Origin of the sequence: Mesorhizobium sp. B2-4-15, from assembly GCF_006658505.1 — a bacterium.
In the GTDB taxonomy this organism is placed as follows: Bacteria; Pseudomonadota; Alphaproteobacteria; order Rhizobiales; family Rhizobiaceae; genus Mesorhizobium.
Genome location: NZ_VFUZ01000004.1, coordinates 243,857 through 261,929, shown reverse-complemented (window position 1 = coordinate 261,929; position 18,073 = coordinate 243,857). Strand labels below are relative to the sequence as shown.

The window sequence follows — 18,073 nt, the reverse complement described above, 5'->3', positions numbered from 1 at the left end:
GTGGTTGAGGTAAACACGCGAGACTCCGGAAGACAAATTGTCGCCGGATTTCCGTCGCAAGTGCGTAGACGATGGGGACCGGACATGGGCCGGTGACGATCGAGAGGCTGTCTAGAGTGGGACTTTTTGGCATGACCGAGAGATATAAGGCGCGCCTTGCGCTGCTGGCGCCGCTTTTCGCATCCGGGCTTGCTCTGGCCGGCTGCGTCGGCTCTCCGACCTACGGCACCGACAAGACCGCCGGCGAACAATTGGCCGGCGATCTATCGAGCGCCTTTTCCATTGCGCCGAAGCACAAGGACCAGATCGATTACAAGCCGCGTCCCACATTGGTGAAGCCGGCGCCTGGCCAGAAGGGCGCGCTGCCGGCTCCGCAGGACAGCATCGAAACGGCAAGTGCTCAATGGCCCGAATCGCCCGAGCAGCGCCGTGCACGTCTGCGTGCCGACGCCACCGCTCATCAGGATGATCCGTCTTACCAGTCGCAGATCGTTGATGACGTGCAGACGGACCCCGAATCTGTGAAAAAGGCGATGGAAGATTCTGGCTCGAGCCATCCGCCGCGCTGGACGCCCGCTGATTCCGACAAGGGCCGCGCCGCCGAGATCCAGCGCCGCCTTGCCGAGAGCAAGCAGGGCGATCCGAACACCCGCAAATATCTTAGCGAGCCGCCGGTGGCTTATCGCGTCGCGGCCGACACCGCCCCGCAGGGTGAGCTCGGCGAGGACGAGTACAAGAAAGAACGCCGCCTGAAGAAAGAGGCGGAAGGCAAGAAGAGCGGCTGGTTCGACTGGTTGCCCTCGCTGTAACGGCTGGCCTCGCTGACCAGAGGTGGGCAGAGCGCCCGCTTCAGTCGCGGCGTTCCCTGAAAAAATCCTTTAGCAGCAGGCCCGCTTCGGTTTCGCCCATGCCAGGATAGATATCCGGCGTATGGTGACAGGTCGGCGAGGCGAAGAAGCGTACGCCATTGACCACCGCGCCACCCTTTTCGTCGGCGGCGCCAAAATAAAGCCGGCGCAATCTGGCGAAGGAAATGGCACCGGCGCACATGGCGCAGGGTTCGAGTGTCACATAAAGATCGTGGCTGGTGAGGCGCTCGCTCGAGAGTTTGCCGCAGGCTTCTCGTATGACCAGCATCTCGGCATGCGCCGTTGGGTCGGCAAGCTCGCGGGTACGGTTGCCGGCACTGGCCACAATCGTGCTGCCATTCGCAATGACGGCGCCGACCGGCACTTCGCCGCGCAGGGCTGCCGCTTCGGCCTCCTGCAGCGCCACGGCCATGAAATCCGGCCGCTTCACGCGGTTTCCATTCCCATTATCTCCTCGCCTCCCGGCGGTGATCCTGTTATTGAGCGCATCAACCTGAAAATCGGACTCGATTTTCAGAAATGATCATGCGCCAAATCAAAGTGCTACAGCGTTCGTTGCGCGCCCGAAAGGATGCGCCACGCTGTAGCAGCGCAAACGGACAAAGGCCACATGGACGACAACGACAAGAAATCTCCGCGCCAAAAAGGCCCGGGCAAGAAACCCGCGGCTCCGCGCGGCGACAGGGGCGGCAAGCCATCGTTCGGTGCCAAGAAGCCCTATGCGCCGCATGGCGATCGGCCGATGGCCGCTGAGGGCGAGCGCCCGAAGCGCGACTTCAAGGGCGGCGACAAGCCATTCAGCAAGGGGCCGCGCCCCGCGGGCAAGCCTTATGAGAAGCGCGAAGGCCCGCGCAAGCCCTATGCGCCTCGCGGCGACCGTCCGATGGCGCCCGAAGGCGAGCGCAAGCCGTATGAGAAGCGCGAGGGGCCGCGCAAGCCCTACGCCCCACGCGGCAACCGCCCAATGGCGGCCGAAGGCGAGCGCAAGCCATATGAGAAGCGCGAGGGGCCGCGTAAGCCCTACGCCCCACGCGGTGATCGTCCGGTTGCTGCTTCGGCGGATGGCGAAAAGCGCTTCGACCGTCCCAAGCGTGATTTCGTAGATCGTCCCAAGCGTGATTTCGCAGATCGTCCGAAGCGTGACTTCGCTGACCGTCCCAAGCGTGACTTCGGGAGCGACAGACCCAAGCGTGATTTCAGTGATCGGTCCCAAGGTGCATCGGGCGGCGGTTTCAAGCCGCGCCCGCGGCCGGCGGAAGCAACGGAAGAAGCCGGCGAGCGCATCGCCAAGCGGCTGGCGCGTGCCGGTCTCGCCTCGCGCCGCGATGCCGAGGACCTGATCGCTGCCGGCCGTGTCAAGGTCAATGGCCGGGTGCTGGCTTCGCCGGCTTTCAATGTCATGCCCGACGACATCATTCATCTCGACGGCATGGAAATTCCGCCGATCGAACGCACGCGTCTGTTCCTGTTTCACAAGCCGGCCGGCGTCGTCACCACCAACCGCGATCCCGAAGGCCGCAAGACCGTCTTCGACGTGTTGCCGGCCGAATTGCCGCGGCTGATGACCATCGGCCGGCTCGACATCAACACTGAGGGCTTGCTGCTGCTCACCAACGATGGCGGTCTGTCGCGCGTGCTCGAACTGCCGGCCACCGGCTGGCTGCGCCGCTACCGCGTGCGCGTCCACGGCAAGGTCGAGGAAAGCGCGCTGGCCGGCCTGCGCGAAGGCATTGCCGTCGACGGTGTCTTCTATGGCGCCATCGAGGCCAGTCTCGACCGCGAGCAGGGCTCCAACGCCTGGCTGACGATCGGCTTGCGCGAGGGCAAGAACCGTGAGGTCAAGAACATTCTCGGTGCGCTCGGCCTCGATGTGACGCGGCTGATCCGCATTTCCTACGGGCCCTTCCAGCTCGAGGATCTTCCGGAGGGCCATGTGCTGGAGATCAAGGGCCGGGTGCTGCGAGACCAGCTTGGCGAGCGGCTGGTGGAAGAATCCGGCGCGAACTTCGACGCCGAGATAACGAAACCGTTTTCCAACAAGCCGGTGCGGCGCACCGAGACCCGTGAAGCAGAGCCCGAGCGGCCGAAATTCACGCGTGACGGCGAGCGCCGGCCGATCGGCGAGGGCGGGTTGATCAAGAACCGCAAGCGCCGGGAAGGCAGCCGCGACGAGGCGCTCGGCAAACTGTCGACAAGTCCCGACAGAAGTTCATCGGAAAAGAGCTTTGGCGAACGCGGTCCGAGGCCCGAACGCGGCGGCTTCGGGGATAAGCCGCGTGGCAGCTTTGGCGAAAAGCCGCGCGGTGGCTTCGGGGACAAGCCTCGTGGCGGCGGCAAGAAATCCGAGCGCGAGCAGCGGCCGATCGAGCCGCCCGGCCAGCGCAAGGCCAATGTCTGGATGGCGCCGGGTGCCCGGCCGATCGGCAAGGGCAGGGCGGAGGCCGAAGCGGCCAAGGCCGCCGACGCCAAGGCGCGCAAGGCCTCGTTCAAGCCGGCCTATGGCAAGCCTGGCGGCAAACCGGTCGGTGCAAAGCCGTTCGGCAAGCCGCGTGGCGAGCGTCCGGGCGGCGCGGGTGGCGGTGAGCGTCCGCGCGGCGGTCCCAAGGGCCCCAGGACAAGATGAGGATCGTTGGCGGGGAGTTTCGCGGGCGTCCGCTGGCGACGCCCCGCAGCAGCGCCATCCGTCCGACGACCGACCGCACCCGCGAGGCCGTCTTCAACGTGCTGGCGCATCGCTTCGCCGGTCAACTGGACGGAGCACGCGTGCTCGATCTGTTTGCCGGGACCGGCGCGCTTGGTCTGGAAGCACTGTCGCGCGGCGCGTCCTACGGAGTCTTCATCGAGGAGTCGGCCGAAGGCCGTGGCTTGATCCGCGACAATGTCGAGGCCTTCGGCCTGACCGGCCGCACCAAGATCTTCCGCCGCGACGCAGCCGCCCTTGGCGAGGCAGGCACGCTGGCGCCGTTCGGCCTCGTCTTCGCCGATCCGCCCTATGGCAAGGGCCTCGGCGAGCGCGCCCTGCGGTCGGCCAGTGCCGGCGGCTGGCTGCGCCCCGGTGCACTGTGCGTGGTTGAGGAGACGGCGGCGGTTCCATTTGAACCCGGCCCCGGCTTTTCGGTGCTTGATGAGCGCAACTACGGCGAGACCGTCATCCGCTTCATCGAGGCTGCGTGACACGCCTGCGCCCAGCGGCGGCCTCTTTGCCGCCGCCTTTGCCGGCAACATAGCCAACAATTCACTTTGCTTGTCACAAGCACCTTGCCTATCGTCTTGCCGAGGAAACCGGAGCCATTGATGACACAAAGGGCTGAATGGCTGCGGATGGCGCTGCTGGCGACATCGCTGGCCTTTACCATGGCCGGCCCGGTGCTGGCCGACGGCCCGGTATTGCCCAATACGGTGCCGGCCGAGTTCAAGGTGACGGATTTCCTGCTCGACAACGGCATGGAGGTGGTCGTCATTCCCGACCACCGCGCGCCGATCGTCACCCATATGGTGTGGTACAAGATCGGCAGTGCCGACGAGCCGCCGGGCAAATCCGGCATCGCCCATTTCTTCGAGCATCTGATGTTCAAGGCGACGACCAATCACGCGGCCGGCGAGTTTGACCGCGCCGTCTCCGACATTGGCGGCTCCAACAACGCTTTCACCTCCTACGATTACACCGCTTTCCACGAGACGGTGGCGCCATCGGCGCTCGAGCTGATGATGAGCTTCGAGGCCGACCGCATGCGCAACCTCGTCCTGACCGATGATGTCATCAAGACCGAGCGCGATGTCATTCTCGAGGAGCGCCGCTCGCGCATCGACAACAATCCGCAGGCGGTGCTCGACGAGGAAGTCGATGCCACGCTGTGGCAGAACCAGCCCTATCGCATTCCGGTCATCGGCTGGATGCAGGAGATGGAGCAGTTGAACCGCACCGATGTGGTGGCCTTCTATAACAAATACTACCGGCCCAACAACGCCGTGCTGATCGTGGCCGGTGATGTCGAACCCGACACGGTGAAGGCCCTCGCCGAGAAGACCTATGGCAAGGTGGCCCGCGGGCCGGACCTGCCGCCGCGCGTACGCCCGGTAGAGCCGGAACAGAACACCAAGCGCACCGTCACACTCTCCGATGCCCGCGTCAGCGTACCGAGTTTTTCGACGGAATGGGTGGTGCCGTCCTACCACACCGCCAAGTCGGGCGAAGGCGAAGCGCTCGACCTGCTGGCCGAGATCCTCGGCGGCGGCAACCGCAGCCGGCTCTACCAGGCGCTGGTGGTCCAGCAAGGCATCGCTTCCAGCGCTGGCGCCTATTTCCAGGGCACCATGCTCGACGACACCAATTTCACCGTCTACGGCGTGCCGCGCGGCGACGCCAAGCTGGCCGATGTCGAGGCCGCGGTCGATGCCGAGGTGGCGCGCATCGCGAGCGACGGCGTCACATCGGATGAGCTCGAAAAGGCCAAGGACCGCTATGTCAGGTCGATGATCTTTGCCCGCGACAAGCAGGATTCCATGGCCAACATCTATGGCTCGACCCTGGCTACCGGCGGCAACGTGCAGGATGTCCAGCAATGGCCGGACCGCATCCGCAGGGTCACGGCGGACGAAGTCAAGGCCGTCGCCGCGCGCTATCTGGTGCTGGCTCGCTCGACGACCGGCTATCTCGTGCCGCAGCAACAGGCGGGGAATTGATGATGAGCCAGCACCACCATCCCACAAGGGGAGAAGGTAAGGCGCGTGCCGCACTGGCAACCCTCTTCCTCTCCATCTTCTTCCTGATCTTGCCGGCGCTTGCCGCCCGCGCCATGGAAATCCAGTCGGTGACCTCTTCGAAGGGTGTCACTGCCTGGCTGGTGGAGGACTATTCCGTGCCGGTCGTCGCCATCCGCTTCGTCTTCGGCGGCGGCTCGACGCAGGATCCGCCAGGGAAAGAAGGTCTGGCCAACCTGATGACCGGCCTGTTCGACGAAGGCGCCGGCTCTCTCGACTCGGAAGCCTTCCAGATCAGGCTCGACGATGCCGGCGCCGAGATGAGTTTCGAAGAGACCCGCGACGGTGTCTATGGTTCGATGCGCATGCTGGCTGAACAGCGAGACGAGGCGTTCGATCTGTTGCGGCTGGCGGTCAACGAGCCGCGCTTCGATCAGGCACCGATCGACCGCATCCGCGCCCAAATCCTGTCCGGCATCATCGCCAACGAGAATGATCCCGACACGGTGGCGCAGAACCGCTGGACACGCGCCATCTATGGCGACCATCCCTATTCGCGCTCCGACCAGGGCACGAGGCAGAGCATTGCCGCCATCACGCAGGACGATCTCAAGGCCCTGCACAAGGCGGTGTTCGCGCGCGGCGGCCTGCATGTCGCCGTGGTCGGCGCCATCGATGCCGAAACGCTGAAGAAGAAGCTGGACACGGTGTTCGGCGACCTGCCGCAGAATCAGGCGCTCGCCCCTGTCGCGGATATCGAACCCAAGCTGGCGCAGCGTGTGGAGGTCAATTACGACCTGCCGCAGACCTCGCTGCAGCTCGCCTGGCCCGGCGTGAAGCGCAAGGCGGCGGATTTCTTCCCCACCGTGCTGATGAACGAAATCCTCGGCGGCGGCACCTTCACCTCGCGCCTGTTCCAGGAGGTGCGTGAAAAGCGTGGGCTAGCCTACAGCGTCAATTCCTCGTTGGTCAACCAGGACCACGCCAATGCGCTCATCGTCAGCACCGGAACGCGCTCCGACCGTGCGGCCGAGACGCTCGGCATCGTGCGCGACGTCGTCAAGCGACTGGCGGAGGAGGGCCCGACCGAGGCCGAACTTGCGGCGACCAAGAAATATCTGATTGGCGCCTATGCCATCAACAATCTGGACTCCTCCAGCTCCATCGCCGCGACGCTGGTCGAGCTGCAACTGGACGATCTCGGCATCGACTACATGCAGCGCCGTGCCGGCTACATCAATGCGGTGACGCTGGATCAGGTCAAGGCGGCGGCGCGGAAGCTGCTCTCGGCCGAGCCGACCATCATGGTGGTCGGGCCTCCGCTGGCCGCGGCCGGTAAGGGATGAGCCCGACTTTCGGCATAGCGTTCGGCGGCGGCGGTGCGCGCGGTCTGGCGCATATCCATGTCATCGAGGCGCTGGACGAGCTCGGCATCCGGCCCGTGGCGATCGCCGGTTCGTCGATCGGTGCCATCATGGGCGCCGGCATGGCATCGGGCATGACCGGCAAGGACATCCACGACTATGCCCGCTCGATCCTCGGCCGGCGTGCGGAAGTGGCGAGCCGCATGTGGCGCGCGCGGCCGGGCACGATTGCGGAGGCCATGCAAGGCGGCATCCGGGTCAGCCAGTTCAATGTCGAGCGCATCCTGAAGGCCTTCCTGCCCGAGGCCATTCCCGAAACCTTCGCCGAGCTGAAGATCCCGCTGAAGGTGACGGCGACTGACTATTTCGGCCACAAGCTCGCCGTGTTCGACGACGGTGACCTGCACTCCGCGCTTGCCGCCTCTGCCGCCATTCCGGCCGTCTTTCGGCCGGTGACCCGCGACGGCAGGCTGCTGATCGACGGCGGCATATACAATCCTGTGCCCTTCGACCTGATCGAGGACGACGCCGACATCATCATTGGCGTCGACGTGGTCGGCGCGCCGGAAGAAGCCGACCGCAAACAGCCGACCTCCGTCGACCTGATGTTCGGCGCCACGCAGCTGATGATGCAGTCGATCATCGCCAACAAGCTGAAACAGTGCCGTCCCGACATATTGGTCCGCCCGGCAGTGTCAAAATACCGCGTCCTCGATTTCCTGAAGATCGACGCCCTGATGAACGAAACGGCCGACATCAAGGATCGATTGAAGCGGGAGGTGGAAAGGGTGGTGGACGCGCGGGCTGGCAAGAGCGAGCGCGGGAATCGGGTGGCTGGGTAATCGACAGGTTTTCTGGCCGATACTTACTGGGCGAAACGACGCTTGATGCGATCCACGACCATGCGAATTGGGGCGGATGTGCGCCAGGTCGTGCTGGACATTATGGCGGCGAGGTGGGTCTGCGCGTCCAGGCTCGCCTTTCGCATGCATTCAACCTCATCAGACAGCTTTGAGTTGTCGGACTGCAACTGCTCTATTTCGGCGTGGATTTTTGGATAATGCACCTTGGCTACGTGTGACCATAGCTGCCGCCGTGATCGCTCGAGATAGGTCTCCCGATCCAAGGCGTGAGGTTGAAGCTGATCCCGGACCGCTGATGCCAGCCCGCCCAGGCCCATAACGGCCACGGTGTCTGGAAGGAACACTGTTTCGTATGTGATGCCGACATGATCGAGGAAACGTTCCGCGTTGACGATCGCGTCCGCGATCAGGTTGGCGTCATGGAAGGAAACAATGCAGTCCGGTTTCATAAGTGAATAAACGCCGACAAAGTCCGAGAAACAGGCCCTGTTCGTATGCTCGCCGTCGATCAGCGCAACTGTGGCTTTGAAGGCGACCGCATCGGGACGCACGTCGGAGACGTCGCTGTCGATCGTGGTCAGTTTGGCCATTGCAGCAGGGGGAAGCCAATACGACAGCCCGGCGATCATGCGGGCAGCTGAGTTTTCTGGATAATGAAAGACTTGGGAGCGCTCGTCAGGCTGCGCCGGAGGGCGGGGATCGACGGATATCGCTGCCTCGCAGGCCGGATCAATCAAGTGCGGGAACAAGCTGCCGCCGAGATGTGAGCCAACCTCCAGATACACATAATGGCCCAGCACTGACCGGGCGAAATTCTGCACGCGCAGGAAACTCTTGCGGTCGCTGAGCGTGCTCTCGGTCTTGATCTGGAAAGCGGCAATATCGAGCCTCTCGATCATGCCCATGGCTTCATCTAGGGTTGGCATTGGACGGTTTCCTAGGCAACTGATTGCGACTTGCTTTCACGGCGCTTTGGATCGACGTCGCGAATTGATGGTCGTTCCGTTGCACTTCGGCTGGATATCCGCAACAGCATATTTCGATATCGAAACGCGATGCACTGAAAGGTCGATTGTGAACCGCCTCTATACAGATCTCCTGATCAAGATCATTGCCAATACAATCTACGGCTCCGGCTCGCAGGTGATTGATCCGGCGAAAGTCGGGGAAACGACGCCCTTCAATCGCGAGGATCGCCTCCTGGGCCGCGATTGGCCGGCGATTGCTCATTCCATGGCGGGTGTGAGACGTTTGACGAACGTGCGTGACCTCGTCCAGCAAGCCATTGATGAGAACGTGCCTGGGGATTTCATCGAGACCGGTGTTTGGCGCGGTGGCTGCTGCATTCTCATGCGCGGCGTGCTGGCCGCCAACGCAATCACGGACAGGAAGGTCTATGTCGCCGACTCATTCGACGGTCTGCCGCCGCCGGACGCCGAAAATTTTCCAGCCGACCAGGGAGACAGGCTGTACGAATATCGCCAGTTGGCGATTGACCAGGCTCAGGTTCAATCCAACTTTGCTGCCTATGACCTTTTGGACGATCAGGTGGTCTTCGTCAAAGGCTTGTTCGGGGACACCTTGCCGGACTTGAAAGCCGGCCCATTCGCCCTCATCCGACTGGACGGCGATATGTATGAGTCGACGATGGATAGCCTTGAAGCGCTTTATCCAAGGCTGTCACCCGGCGGCTTTGCGATCATCGACGACCTTGCGCATCTGCCATGCCGAAAGGCAGTTGAGGATTATCGCACACGCAACCACATCACTGCGCCGATGCATGAGATAGACTGGACAGGCGGTTGGTGGCAAAAGCCGATTGTCGACAACTGAGCCACGGAAGCGCGATGAAGCAGAACCTCGTGTCGGTCGTTGTTGTCGCGTACAACATCGCCCGAGAACTGCCCCGAACGCTGCTTTCGCTTGCATTGCCCTATCAGCAAGGTGTGACGACGGACGACTACGAGGTGATCGTCGTAGATAACGGATCGTCACCTGCGGTCAGCGAGAGCCTTATCGCGGAATATGGACCAAACTTTCGTCTGCTGCGCATCGATGACGCGTCACCCTCGCCTGCGGCTGCCGTCAATCGCGGGATCATGGCTGCAAGGGGCGACAAGATCGGCGTGATGATCGACGGTGCGCGAATCGTGACGCCCGGTTTGGTGCATTTCGCGCGCATCGGCCTGGACATGGCATCGACGGCAGTCGTGGCCGCGCCTGGCTGGTATCTTGGAAGCGATATCCAAGCCAATGCGCCTGCGAATGGTTATACAAGGGCGATCGAGGATTCGCTTTTGCAATCGATCCAATGGCCGGAAGACGGCTATCGGTTGTTCGAGATCGGGACGATGGATGAATCGTCGGTCGATCCGTGGTTCTCACCGATACACGAAGCGAATGTCCTCTTCATGAGCCGGGAGGGCTGGCAGGCGATCGATGGCATGGATGAGCGCTTCAGCTGTCCTGGGGGCGGCCTCGTCAACCTCGACACGCTCGAACGCGCGATGAAGTTGCCGCAAGCACAGCTCATCCTCACTCTGGGAGAGGGCACATTTCACCAACTGCATGGCGGCGTGTCCACCAATGCAAGCCTCGAGCAGCAGCGCAAGAACTGGATTGTCTGGAAGGCAGAAAGGGATGCACTGAGGGGGGCAGGCGAGTTTACCTTTCACACCCCCTCGGCATTCGTAGGTTCGCTGCCTCCATCGCTTCTGCCGCATCTTGCCCGAGCGACAATTGCAAACCCATTCAGGGTGGCGCCAGCCACCGCCGCTGGCTTCAGGGCGCATTTGAAGCCGCCAGAAGAGCGCGAGCCGACGAACCGGACTGCCGCGACGCTGGTCGAGTTGGCCAAGGGGCGATTTCAGTCAGGGCATTACCAAGCGGCGGCTGACATCCTTCGGATGGCAAGCACGCATGCACCCGCCGAGCTTGCGGCGTCGCGCCTTCTTGCGTTCGCCGCCATTCTTGCTCGGCACGATCCGGTTCGAGATGCCGCCTATTTTGCGGCGATCGGCGATGCGTATCTTGCCATCGGCGAGAGCGAAAAAGCTGCGGTCCAGTACCGCAAGGCGCTGGAACTCGACCCCGAGATCGCGACGAACCTTGGGGAGGCGCTTTGTCTTGTCGCGAACGTATCGGAGCCAGCGCTTGCGCGGCTGTCTATGACAGCGTTGTCGTCTTTGAAAAACGACCGCAAGGCAAACGTCAATCGATCGTGACTGGCAAGGGCTAGAGCCCACCCAGCGCCGCTGCATCCGAAATCCGGCAATGCCATCCGATAGCAGCGAGCCGCCGATTGGTGGCCACGCGGGTCTGGAGTGCCGGCTGAACCAATCAAGCCGGCCTCAGTCCTTCGCCCGCTCCACATACGAGCCGTCCGCCGTCATCACCACGACGCGGGTGCCGGGGGCGATGTGCGGGGGCACGGTGGTACGCACACCATTGGAGAGCAAGGCAGGCTTGTAGGAGGACGATGCCGTCTGGCCCTTGGTCGTCGGCTCGGTTTCGACGACTTCAAAGGTGGCGCGCTGCGGCAGCACCAGCGCGATCGCGATGCCGTTGAACTGCGAAACTTGCACCGGCATGCCTTCCTGCAGGTAGGGTGCCGCGTCGCCGACCACGGCTTCCGATACCGCCACCTGGTCGTAGGTTTCCGGGTTCATGAAATGATAGCCTTCGCCGTCGGCGTAGAGGAACGTGTGCTCGCGTTCCTCGACATAGGCGCGCTCGACCTGTTCGGTGGTGCGGTAGCGCTCGGAAACCTTCACCCCGTCGCCGATACGGCGCATGTCGAGCTGCGTCACCGGCGTGCCCTTGCCTGGGTGGATGTTTTCGGCAAAGAGGATCACATAAAGCTTGCCGTCCTTGTCGACGACATTGCCTTTGCGGAGCGAACTGGCGATGACTTTCACCACGGTTTTAAATCCTGCGAGAGTTGACTGGCGTTTGCCGGCTTGTGCGGCGCTGGATGGGGCCCTAGCGCATCTTGGCGCGAACCGCCAGCCCCCCAGGCGAATCGGCATGCGTTCAATCCGCCCATGACCGCCGCTTCGCCCTGGTGGACGCCGCATGTCCATGCCGACCGCCGCCCCCGCCTGATGCTGCGAAGCGGCCTCACGGCCGCCCTGCGCGACTGGTTCACCCGCAACGATTTCGTCGAAGTGGAAACGGCGGCCCTGCAGGTCTCGCCCGGCAACGAGGCGCATCTGGCCGCTTTCGCCACGGAAGCGATCGGGCCGGATGGCGCTCGCTCGCCGCTTTATCTCCATACCTCGCCGGAATTCGCCTGCAAGAAGCTGCTCGCCGCCGGTGAGGCCAGGATTTTCAGCCTGGGTCCGGTCTACCGCAACCGCGAACGCGGCCCTTTGCACCATCCCGAATTCACCATGCTCGAATGGTACCGGGTGGGCGAGACCTATGAGAGCCTGATGCGCGACTGCGCTGATCTGCTGGCGCTGGCCGCGACAAGGGCAGGGGCTACGCTCTTTTCCTTCCGTGGCCGCGATTGCGATCCGTTTGCCGATCCGGAACGGCTGACGGTGGCGGATGCCTTCATGCGCCATGCCGGCATCGATCTGCTGGCCACGGTCGCCGCCGATGGCGGCACGGACCGCGACGCGCTGTACGCCGCCTTGACCAAGGCCGGCATGCGTACGGCGCCCGACGACAGCTGGGCCGACCTGTTCAGCCGTGTGATGGTGGAAAAAATCGAGATCAATCTCGGCATCGGCCAGGCGACCATCCTGTGCGAATATCCGCTGGCCGAGGCGGCCCTTGCCCGGCCAAGCCCCAGGGATGCGCGCGTCGCCGAGCGCTTCGAGCTCTATTGCTGCGGTGTCGAACTCGCCAACGGTTTTGGCGAGCTTACCGACGCGGCCGAGCAGCGACGTCGCTTCATCGTCGAGATGGATGAGAAAGAGCGCATCTATGGCGAGCGCTATCCGCTGGACGAGGATTTTCTCGCTGCCCTTGCCGTCATGCCCCAGGCCAGCGGCATCGCGCTCGGCTTCGACCGGCTGGTGATGCTGGCAACGGGCGCGCAAAAGATCGAGGATGTGATCTGGACGCCGGTCGCGGCGTCCTGAACGACAGCGCCCGCTGCGAGCCCTCCCGTCCTCAGTGCGCGAAAACCTGCTCCAGCGAGCGAAAGCCCTTGAATTCCAGGGCGTTGCCAGAAGGGTCGCGGATGAACAGCGTCGCCTGTTCGCCCGGCTCGCCCTTGAAGCGGACCATCGGCCGTTCCAGCCAGTCGATGTCGTCGCGCGCTTCCAGCCGCGTGGCCAGGCGCTGCCAGTCGTCCATCAACAGCACGGCACCGAAATGCGGGATCGGCACGGTGATGCCGTCTACCTTGCCGTCGCTGGCGGCTTGCGCCGGCCGCAGATGCGCCGACATCTGGTGGCCGTAAAGGTCGAAATCGATCCAGGTAGCCGACGAACGGCCGATCGCGCAGCCCAGCACCTCGCCATAGAAAGTGCGGGTTTCATCGAGATCACGGACCGGAAAGGCGAGATGGAAAGGCGTCATCGAAGATGCTCCGTGCGGGCTGGCGGCTGATTTTGCGTCACTCGGGCCGCGATGGGTACCGCGAACCTGCATTTTGATTGAAGCCTATGCCATTGCACAAGCCGGACCGGAACAATAGATGGGTGGGCAGCGGCCAGGCTCTGGCCCCGACAGCAGGATCACAGTCATGGCCGATACATCAGACGCAGCAAAATTGACCGACCGCGTCGCGGCGCTCGTCGAGGCCGCCAAGAAGGCCGGCGCCGATGCCGCCGACGCGGTGGCCGTGCGCGGCCGCTCCACCGGCGTGTCGGTTCGGCTCGGCAAGGTCGAGGCCACCGAATCATCGGAGGCCGAGGACGTCTCGCTGCGCGTCTTCGTCGGCCAGAGAGTGGCCAGCGTCTCGGCCACCGCCGTATCCGACCCGGTTTCACTCGCGGAGCGGGCCGTGGCGATGGCGAAAGTGTCGCCGCAGGATCCCTATCAGGGCCTTGCCGATCCGGCGCTGCTTGCGAAGCAAATGCGCGATCTAGACCTGTTCGACGCCACCGAAGTCTCCGCCGATCAGTTGAAGGAGGCCGCCCTTGCCGCGGAAGCGGCGGCCCTTGCGGTCAGGGGCGTGACCAATTCGTCAGGCAGCAATGCCAGCGCCGGGCTGGGCGGGCTGGTGCTGGCCACGTCGCACGGCTTTCTCGGCCACTATGTCGCCTCGCGGTTTTCGCGTTCTGCCAGCGTCATCGCCGGCGAAGGCACCGGCATGGAGCGCGACTATGAATTCTCCTCGCGCCAGCATTTTGCCGATCTCGATGCGCCTGAAGAGATCGGCCGCAAGGCCGGCGAACGCGCCGTGCGCCGCATCGGCGCGCGCAAGGCGGCGACCGGCCCGGTCGATGTGGTGTTCGACCCGCGCGTCGCGCGCGGCATTGCCGGCCACCTTGCCGGCGCCATCAATGGCGCCTCCGTCGCGCGCAAGACCTCGTTTCTGCGCGACATGATGGGCAAGCAAGTGGCCGCGTCCGCGATCACGGTCACCGACGAGCCGCTCAGGCCGCGTGGCCAGGCCTCGCGCCCGTTCGATGGCGAAGGCGTCGAGGGCGAGAAGCTTCTGATGGTCGAAAAGGGCGTGCTCAACCACTGGTTCCTGTCGACCTCGGCGGCGCGAGAGCTTGGCCTCGTCACCAATGGGCGGGGATCGCGCAGCGGCTCTTCCGTATCGCCATCCTCCACCAATCTCGCCATCGAGCCGGGGGAGCGCTCACCGGAGGATCTTATCAAGTCGCTCAAGACCGGTTTCTACGTCACCGAAGTGTTCGGGCAGGGCGTCGACATGGTCACCGGCGAATACAGCCGCGGCGCCTCCGGTTTCTGGATCGAGAACGGCGCGCTGGCCTATCCGGTCGCCGAAGTCACCATCGCCTCCAACCTGAAGACCATGTTCCTGAACATGGTGCCGGCGAACGACCTCGACCGCAATTTCGGCACGGCCGCCCCAACGCTCCTGATCGAAGGCATGACCCTTGCCGGAGCATGAACTGACCACTGCCGGTGCCCCCTCTGGCGCTATCGGGGATCTGCCGCTGCTGCGCGATGCCGCCCGCGAGGCGGGCCTCATCGCCATGCGTTATTTCGGCAACAGTCCGCAAGTCTGGATGAAGGGCGGCACTTCGCCGGTCAGCGAAGCCGATCATGCGGCGGATGCCTATCTGCGCCGCACGCTGCTGGCGGCGCGGCCGGACTATGGCTGGCTGTCGGAAGAGACGGTCGACGATCCGGTGCGGCTTTCGGCGCGCCGCACCTTCGTCGTCGACCCGATCGACGGCACGCGTGGCTTCCTCGAAGGTCAGCGCACCTGGTGCGTCAGCGTTGCCGTCGTCGAAAACGGACGCACGCTGGCCGGCGTGCTCGAATGCCCGGCGATGAACGAGATCTATTGGGCGTTGCCCGGCCAGGGCGCATTCCGCAACGGCAAGCGCATTGCGGTGCGCACGCTTGGGGATAAGGCCGAGATATCCGGGTTGAAGCAGTTGATCGACCTGGTGCCCCCCGGCTGGCAGAAGCGGTTGACACGGGCGCCCTACAGCCCTTCGCTTGCCTACCGCCTGGCGATGATCGCCAACGGCACGCTCGACGCCACCTTCGTCAAGCCGAACGCGCATGACTGGGATATCGCCGCCGCCGATCTTATCCTGCGCGAGGCGGGCGGCCAGTTGCTCGACCCGCATGGCCGCGCCCCGCTCTACGCCGGCGAGGTGACCCGCCACGGCGCGCTCGCCGCCGGCAGCGGTGATTTGCTGGCGGTGCTCGTCGATGTCATCGCCGGGCTGGATGCGTGAAAGCATTTTCGAAGGTTCCAAAGTCATCGGCTTTGGTCTAGACCTGTCGCAAACTCACAATATGTGAAGGACCGACATGGCCGCGGAAGACGGAAAGAAACAGCTTTTGCATCTGGTGTTCGGCGGCGAACTGAAGAAGCTTGGCGGCACGGAGTTCCGCGATCTCGAGGCGCTCGACATCGTCGGCATCTATCCGGACTATCAATCCGCGCACACAGCGTGGAAAGCCAAGGCGCAAGCCAGCGTGGACAATGCCCATATGCGTTATTTCGTCGTTCATCTGCACCGTCTGCTGGACCCCGACAACAAGGTCGTCGGTTGATTTCGATGGAGCATGATCTGGCGAAAGAGCCAGCCGGCGAGGCCGCGCCCGCAGGCAGGGGCGGCAGCCGCACGACCAAGGCCTTCTGGCGCAAGATACGCGAACCGCTCGCGCAGTCGCGATTCGTCAAGAATGCCATTGCCAGCCTGCTCGCGCAGTTCGTGCGGCTGGTTCGCCTGACCAGTCCCTTGGTCGCCGGGTCGGCGCGCTTTTCGGGAGGCGCCTACGCCGAGTTCGAGCCGGGTATCATCGCCTTGTGGCACGGCCAGCATCTTTTGACGCCCGCCTACTATCCCAAGCGCAAGCCGCTGGTCGCCATGGTGTCGCGCAGCGCCGATGCCGAGCTCAACGCGCTGATGCTGGAGAAATTCGGCATCGAGGCGGTGCGCGGTTCGGGCGGGCGTGACAACGCCAGGCATCTCGACAAGGGTGGGGCCAAGGCACTGATCGCCCTCAAAAAGTCGCTCACCGCCGGCAAGAACGTCGCCATGATCGCGGACATTCCCCACGGTACACCGCGCGACGCGGGGCTTGGTATCGTTCTCCTGGCTCGCCTCTCAGGCCGGCCGCTCCTGCCGGTCGCCATCGCCACCAGCCGCCGCAAGGTACTGAAGAAGAGCTGGGACAAGACCACCATAAACCTGCCATTCGGCCGTTCCGCGGTAACCATCGGGGCGCCGATCTTTGTGGCCGCGGACGCCGACGACGCCGAAATGGAGCGCAAGCGCCAGGAAATCACCACCGCACTCAATGCCGCGACGGCCGAGGTCTACCGCCTCGTGGACGGTCCACGATGAGCGGCCGCTGGGCGCGTGCCATGCTGACGGCATACCGTTTCGCGGGTGCCGCCGCCTATCCGCTGATCGGGCCCTATGTCGCCTGGCGCACCTCGCGCGGCAAGGAGGACCGCAACCGCCGCCGCGAGCGCTATGGCGTCGCCGGCCGCCCGCGCCCCGAAGGGCCTGTTATCTGGATACATGCCGCCAGCGTCGGCGAGACCATAGCCGTCGTGCCGCTGGTCGAAAGCATTCTCGACTATGGCGTCAACATCGTGCTGACGACCGGCACCGTGACATCGGCCCAGGTTGCCGACGAGCGGCTCGGCGACCGTATCATCCATCAATATGTGCCGCTCGATCTGAAGCCGGCGGTCAGCCGGTTCCTCGATCACTGGCGGCCGGATCTGGCGATCATCGCCGAATCCGAGATCTGGCCGATGACCATCCTCGAGCTTGGCGCGCGCCACGTTCCGCAGGTGCTGGTCAATGGCAGGCTTTCCGACCGCTCGTTCATCTCGTGGAAGAAGCGGGCCAATATCGCCGAGGCGCTGTTCGAGAATCTCGCCCATGTCGTTGCCCAATCCGATGTCGACGGCGAGCGTTTTCGCGCGCTTGGCGCCCGGCCGGTCACGGTGTCGGGCAACCTTAAGGTCGATACCAATCCCCCGCCGGCCGACGGACGGGCGCTGGCCTCGTTGCAGCGGCAGATCGGCGGCCGCCCGACCTGGGCGGCGATCTCGACCCATGACGGCGAGGAAGTGGTCGCGGCGGAAGTCCACGCGATGCTGCACAAGCGCCACCAAGGTCTGCTGACGATCGTCGTCCCGCGCCATCCCGATCGCGCCGACGCGCTTGCCGCGCAGATTTCAGGCATGGGCCTGAAGGTCGCGCGGCGCAGCAAGGGCGACCGTATCGGGCCCGACATCGATATCCTTCTCGGCGATACGATTGGCGAGATGGGGCTTTATCTCCGATTGACCGAGATCGCCTTCGTCGGCCGCTCGCTGACCTCCGAGGGCGGCCAGAATCCGCTCGAGCCGGCCATGCTCGACACTGCGGTTCTCGCCGGGCGCAATGTGCAGAATTTTCGCGAAGCCTACCAGCGCCTCATCGACAGCGGTGGCGCCAAGCTGGTGCGCGATCGCGACATGCTGGCTGGTGCCGTCAACTTCCTTTTGACCAATGAAGTCGCACGCCACGAGATGATGGCCGCTGGAGTGGCGACCGTCGATGAGATGCGCGGCGCGCTGGCGCGCACGCTGAAATCGCTTGAACCCTATATCCAGCCGCTGGTCGTCAAGTCGCGCCTGAAGGGCGCGAACGGGCGTTAA

18 protein-coding genes are annotated in these 18,073 nt (G+C 64.0%); 14 read left to right on the top strand and 4 right to left on the bottom strand.

The window, feature by feature from the left end; genetic code table 11:
- The first annotated feature begins 131 nt into the window (after nucleotides 1-131).
- Entirely contained in the window at nucleotides 132-809 is a 678-nt protein-coding gene (locus tag FJ930_RS07335; protein WP_141836392.1) for a hypothetical protein, read from the top strand.
- A 40-nt stretch (nucleotides 810-849) separates the two neighbouring features.
- On the opposite strand, the gene FJ930_RS07330 is transcribed toward FJ930_RS07335, so the two are convergent.
- The gene (locus FJ930_RS07330) at nucleotides 850-1,299 is read right to left on the bottom strand and encodes a nucleoside deaminase (protein ID WP_141836390.1); all 450 of its coding nucleotides are present in this window, start codon (nucleotides 1,297-1,299) and stop codon (nucleotides 850-852) included.
- 180 nt (nucleotides 1,300-1,479) lie between these two features.
- Here FJ930_RS07330 and FJ930_RS07325 point away from each other — a divergent pair, with 180 nt between their 5' ends.
- The 5 genes from FJ930_RS07325 (at nucleotide 1,480) to FJ930_RS07305 (ending at nucleotide 7,776) form a co-directional block, all read left to right on the top strand.
- Nucleotides 1,480-3,492: a pseudouridine synthase gene (locus tag FJ930_RS07325; RefSeq protein WP_141836388.1), complete on the top strand. Its 2,013-nt coding sequence runs from the start codon at nucleotides 1,480-1,482 to the stop codon at nucleotides 3,490-3,492.
- Nucleotides 3,489-4,043 (top strand): 16S rRNA (guanine(966)-N(2))-methyltransferase RsmD, encoded by a 555-nt coding sequence (gene rsmD, locus FJ930_RS07320; protein ID WP_141836386.1) that lies wholly within the window; start codon nucleotides 3,489-3,491, stop codon nucleotides 4,041-4,043. Before FJ930_RS07325 ends, rsmD begins: the two co-directional genes overlap by 4 nt.
- A 120-nt stretch (nucleotides 4,044-4,163) precedes the next feature.
- Nucleotides 4,164-5,552, top strand: a complete 1,389-nt coding sequence (locus FJ930_RS07315) for a pitrilysin family protein (protein ID WP_141836384.1) — start codon at nucleotides 4,164-4,166, stop codon at nucleotides 5,550-5,552.
- Complete coding sequence (locus FJ930_RS07310; RefSeq protein WP_246676826.1) at nucleotides 5,552-6,916, top strand: pitrilysin family protein; 1,365 nt, start codon at nucleotides 5,552-5,554, stop codon at nucleotides 6,914-6,916. Before FJ930_RS07315 ends, FJ930_RS07310 begins: the two co-directional genes overlap by 1 nt.
- Nucleotides 6,913-7,776 carry a patatin-like phospholipase family protein gene (locus FJ930_RS07305; RefSeq protein ID WP_140738277.1) on the top strand — a complete coding sequence of 288 codons (864 nt, stop codon included), beginning with the start codon at nucleotides 6,913-6,915 and terminating at the stop codon, nucleotides 7,774-7,776. Before FJ930_RS07310 ends, FJ930_RS07305 begins: the two co-directional genes overlap by 4 nt.
- 23 nt (nucleotides 7,777-7,799) lie before the next feature.
- Here the strand turns inward: FJ930_RS07305 and FJ930_RS07300 are convergent, their stop codons facing one another.
- A complete protein-coding gene (locus FJ930_RS07300) occupies nucleotides 7,800-8,723 on the bottom strand; it encodes a class I SAM-dependent methyltransferase (protein ID WP_141836382.1) in 924 nt (307 codons plus the stop codon).
- Between the two features lie 67 nt (nucleotides 8,724-8,790).
- Here FJ930_RS07300 and FJ930_RS07295 point away from each other — a divergent pair, with 67 nt between their 5' ends.
- Entirely contained in the window at nucleotides 8,791-9,630 is an 840-nt protein-coding gene (locus FJ930_RS07295) for a TylF/MycF/NovP-related O-methyltransferase (protein ID WP_141836535.1), read from the top strand.
- Nucleotides 9,631-9,644: 14 nt separating this feature from the next.
- A complete protein-coding gene (locus tag FJ930_RS07290) occupies nucleotides 9,645-11,021 on the top strand; it encodes a glycosyltransferase (RefSeq protein WP_141836380.1) in 1,377 nt (458 codons plus the stop codon).
- A 126-nt stretch (nucleotides 11,022-11,147) separates the two neighbouring features.
- Here FJ930_RS07290 and efp read toward each other — a convergent pair whose 3' ends face one another.
- Nucleotides 11,148-11,717, bottom strand: coding sequence for an elongation factor P (efp, locus tag FJ930_RS07285; RefSeq protein ID WP_140613495.1), 570 nt, complete (start codon nucleotides 11,715-11,717; stop codon nucleotides 11,148-11,150).
- 123 nt (nucleotides 11,718-11,840) lie between these two features.
- On the opposite strand from efp, the gene epmA reads away from it, so the two are divergent.
- Entirely contained in the window at nucleotides 11,841-12,887 is a 1,047-nt protein-coding gene (epmA, locus tag FJ930_RS07280) for an EF-P lysine aminoacylase EpmA (protein ID WP_141836378.1), read from the top strand.
- 31 nt (nucleotides 12,888-12,918) lie between these two features.
- Here the strand turns inward: epmA and FJ930_RS07275 are convergent, their stop codons facing one another.
- A complete protein-coding gene (locus tag FJ930_RS07275) occupies nucleotides 12,919-13,329 on the bottom strand; it encodes a VOC family protein (RefSeq protein WP_140762999.1) in 411 nt (136 codons plus the stop codon).
- Nucleotides 13,330-13,495: 166 nt separating this feature from the next.
- Here FJ930_RS07275 and FJ930_RS07270 point away from each other — a divergent pair, with 166 nt between their 5' ends.
- The 5 genes from FJ930_RS07270 (at nucleotide 13,496) to waaA (ending at nucleotide 18,073) form a co-directional block, all read left to right on the top strand.
- The gene (locus FJ930_RS07270; RefSeq protein WP_141836376.1) at nucleotides 13,496-14,839 is read left to right on the top strand and encodes a TldD/PmbA family protein; all 1,344 of its coding nucleotides are present in this window, start codon (nucleotides 13,496-13,498) and stop codon (nucleotides 14,837-14,839) included.
- Nucleotides 14,826-15,641 carry a 3'(2'),5'-bisphosphate nucleotidase CysQ gene (locus tag FJ930_RS07265; protein WP_141836373.1) on the top strand — a complete coding sequence of 272 codons (816 nt, stop codon included), beginning with the start codon at nucleotides 14,826-14,828 and terminating at the stop codon, nucleotides 15,639-15,641. The genes FJ930_RS07270 and FJ930_RS07265 overlap by 14 nt, the downstream gene beginning before the upstream one ends.
- Before the next feature lie 76 nt (nucleotides 15,642-15,717).
- On the top strand, nucleotides 15,718-15,963 hold the full coding sequence (locus FJ930_RS07260) for a DUF4170 domain-containing protein (protein WP_140696113.1): 246 nt from the start codon (nucleotides 15,718-15,720) through the stop codon (nucleotides 15,961-15,963).
- 5 nt (nucleotides 15,964-15,968) lie between these two features.
- Complete coding sequence (locus FJ930_RS07255; RefSeq protein WP_141836371.1) at nucleotides 15,969-16,760, top strand: lysophospholipid acyltransferase family protein; 792 nt, start codon at nucleotides 15,969-15,971, stop codon at nucleotides 16,758-16,760.
- The gene (gene waaA, locus FJ930_RS07250; protein ID WP_140738298.1) at nucleotides 16,757-18,073 is read left to right on the top strand and encodes a lipid IV(A) 3-deoxy-D-manno-octulosonic acid transferase; all 1,317 of its coding nucleotides are present in this window, start codon (nucleotides 16,757-16,759) and stop codon (nucleotides 18,071-18,073) included. Before FJ930_RS07255 ends, waaA begins: the two co-directional genes overlap by 4 nt.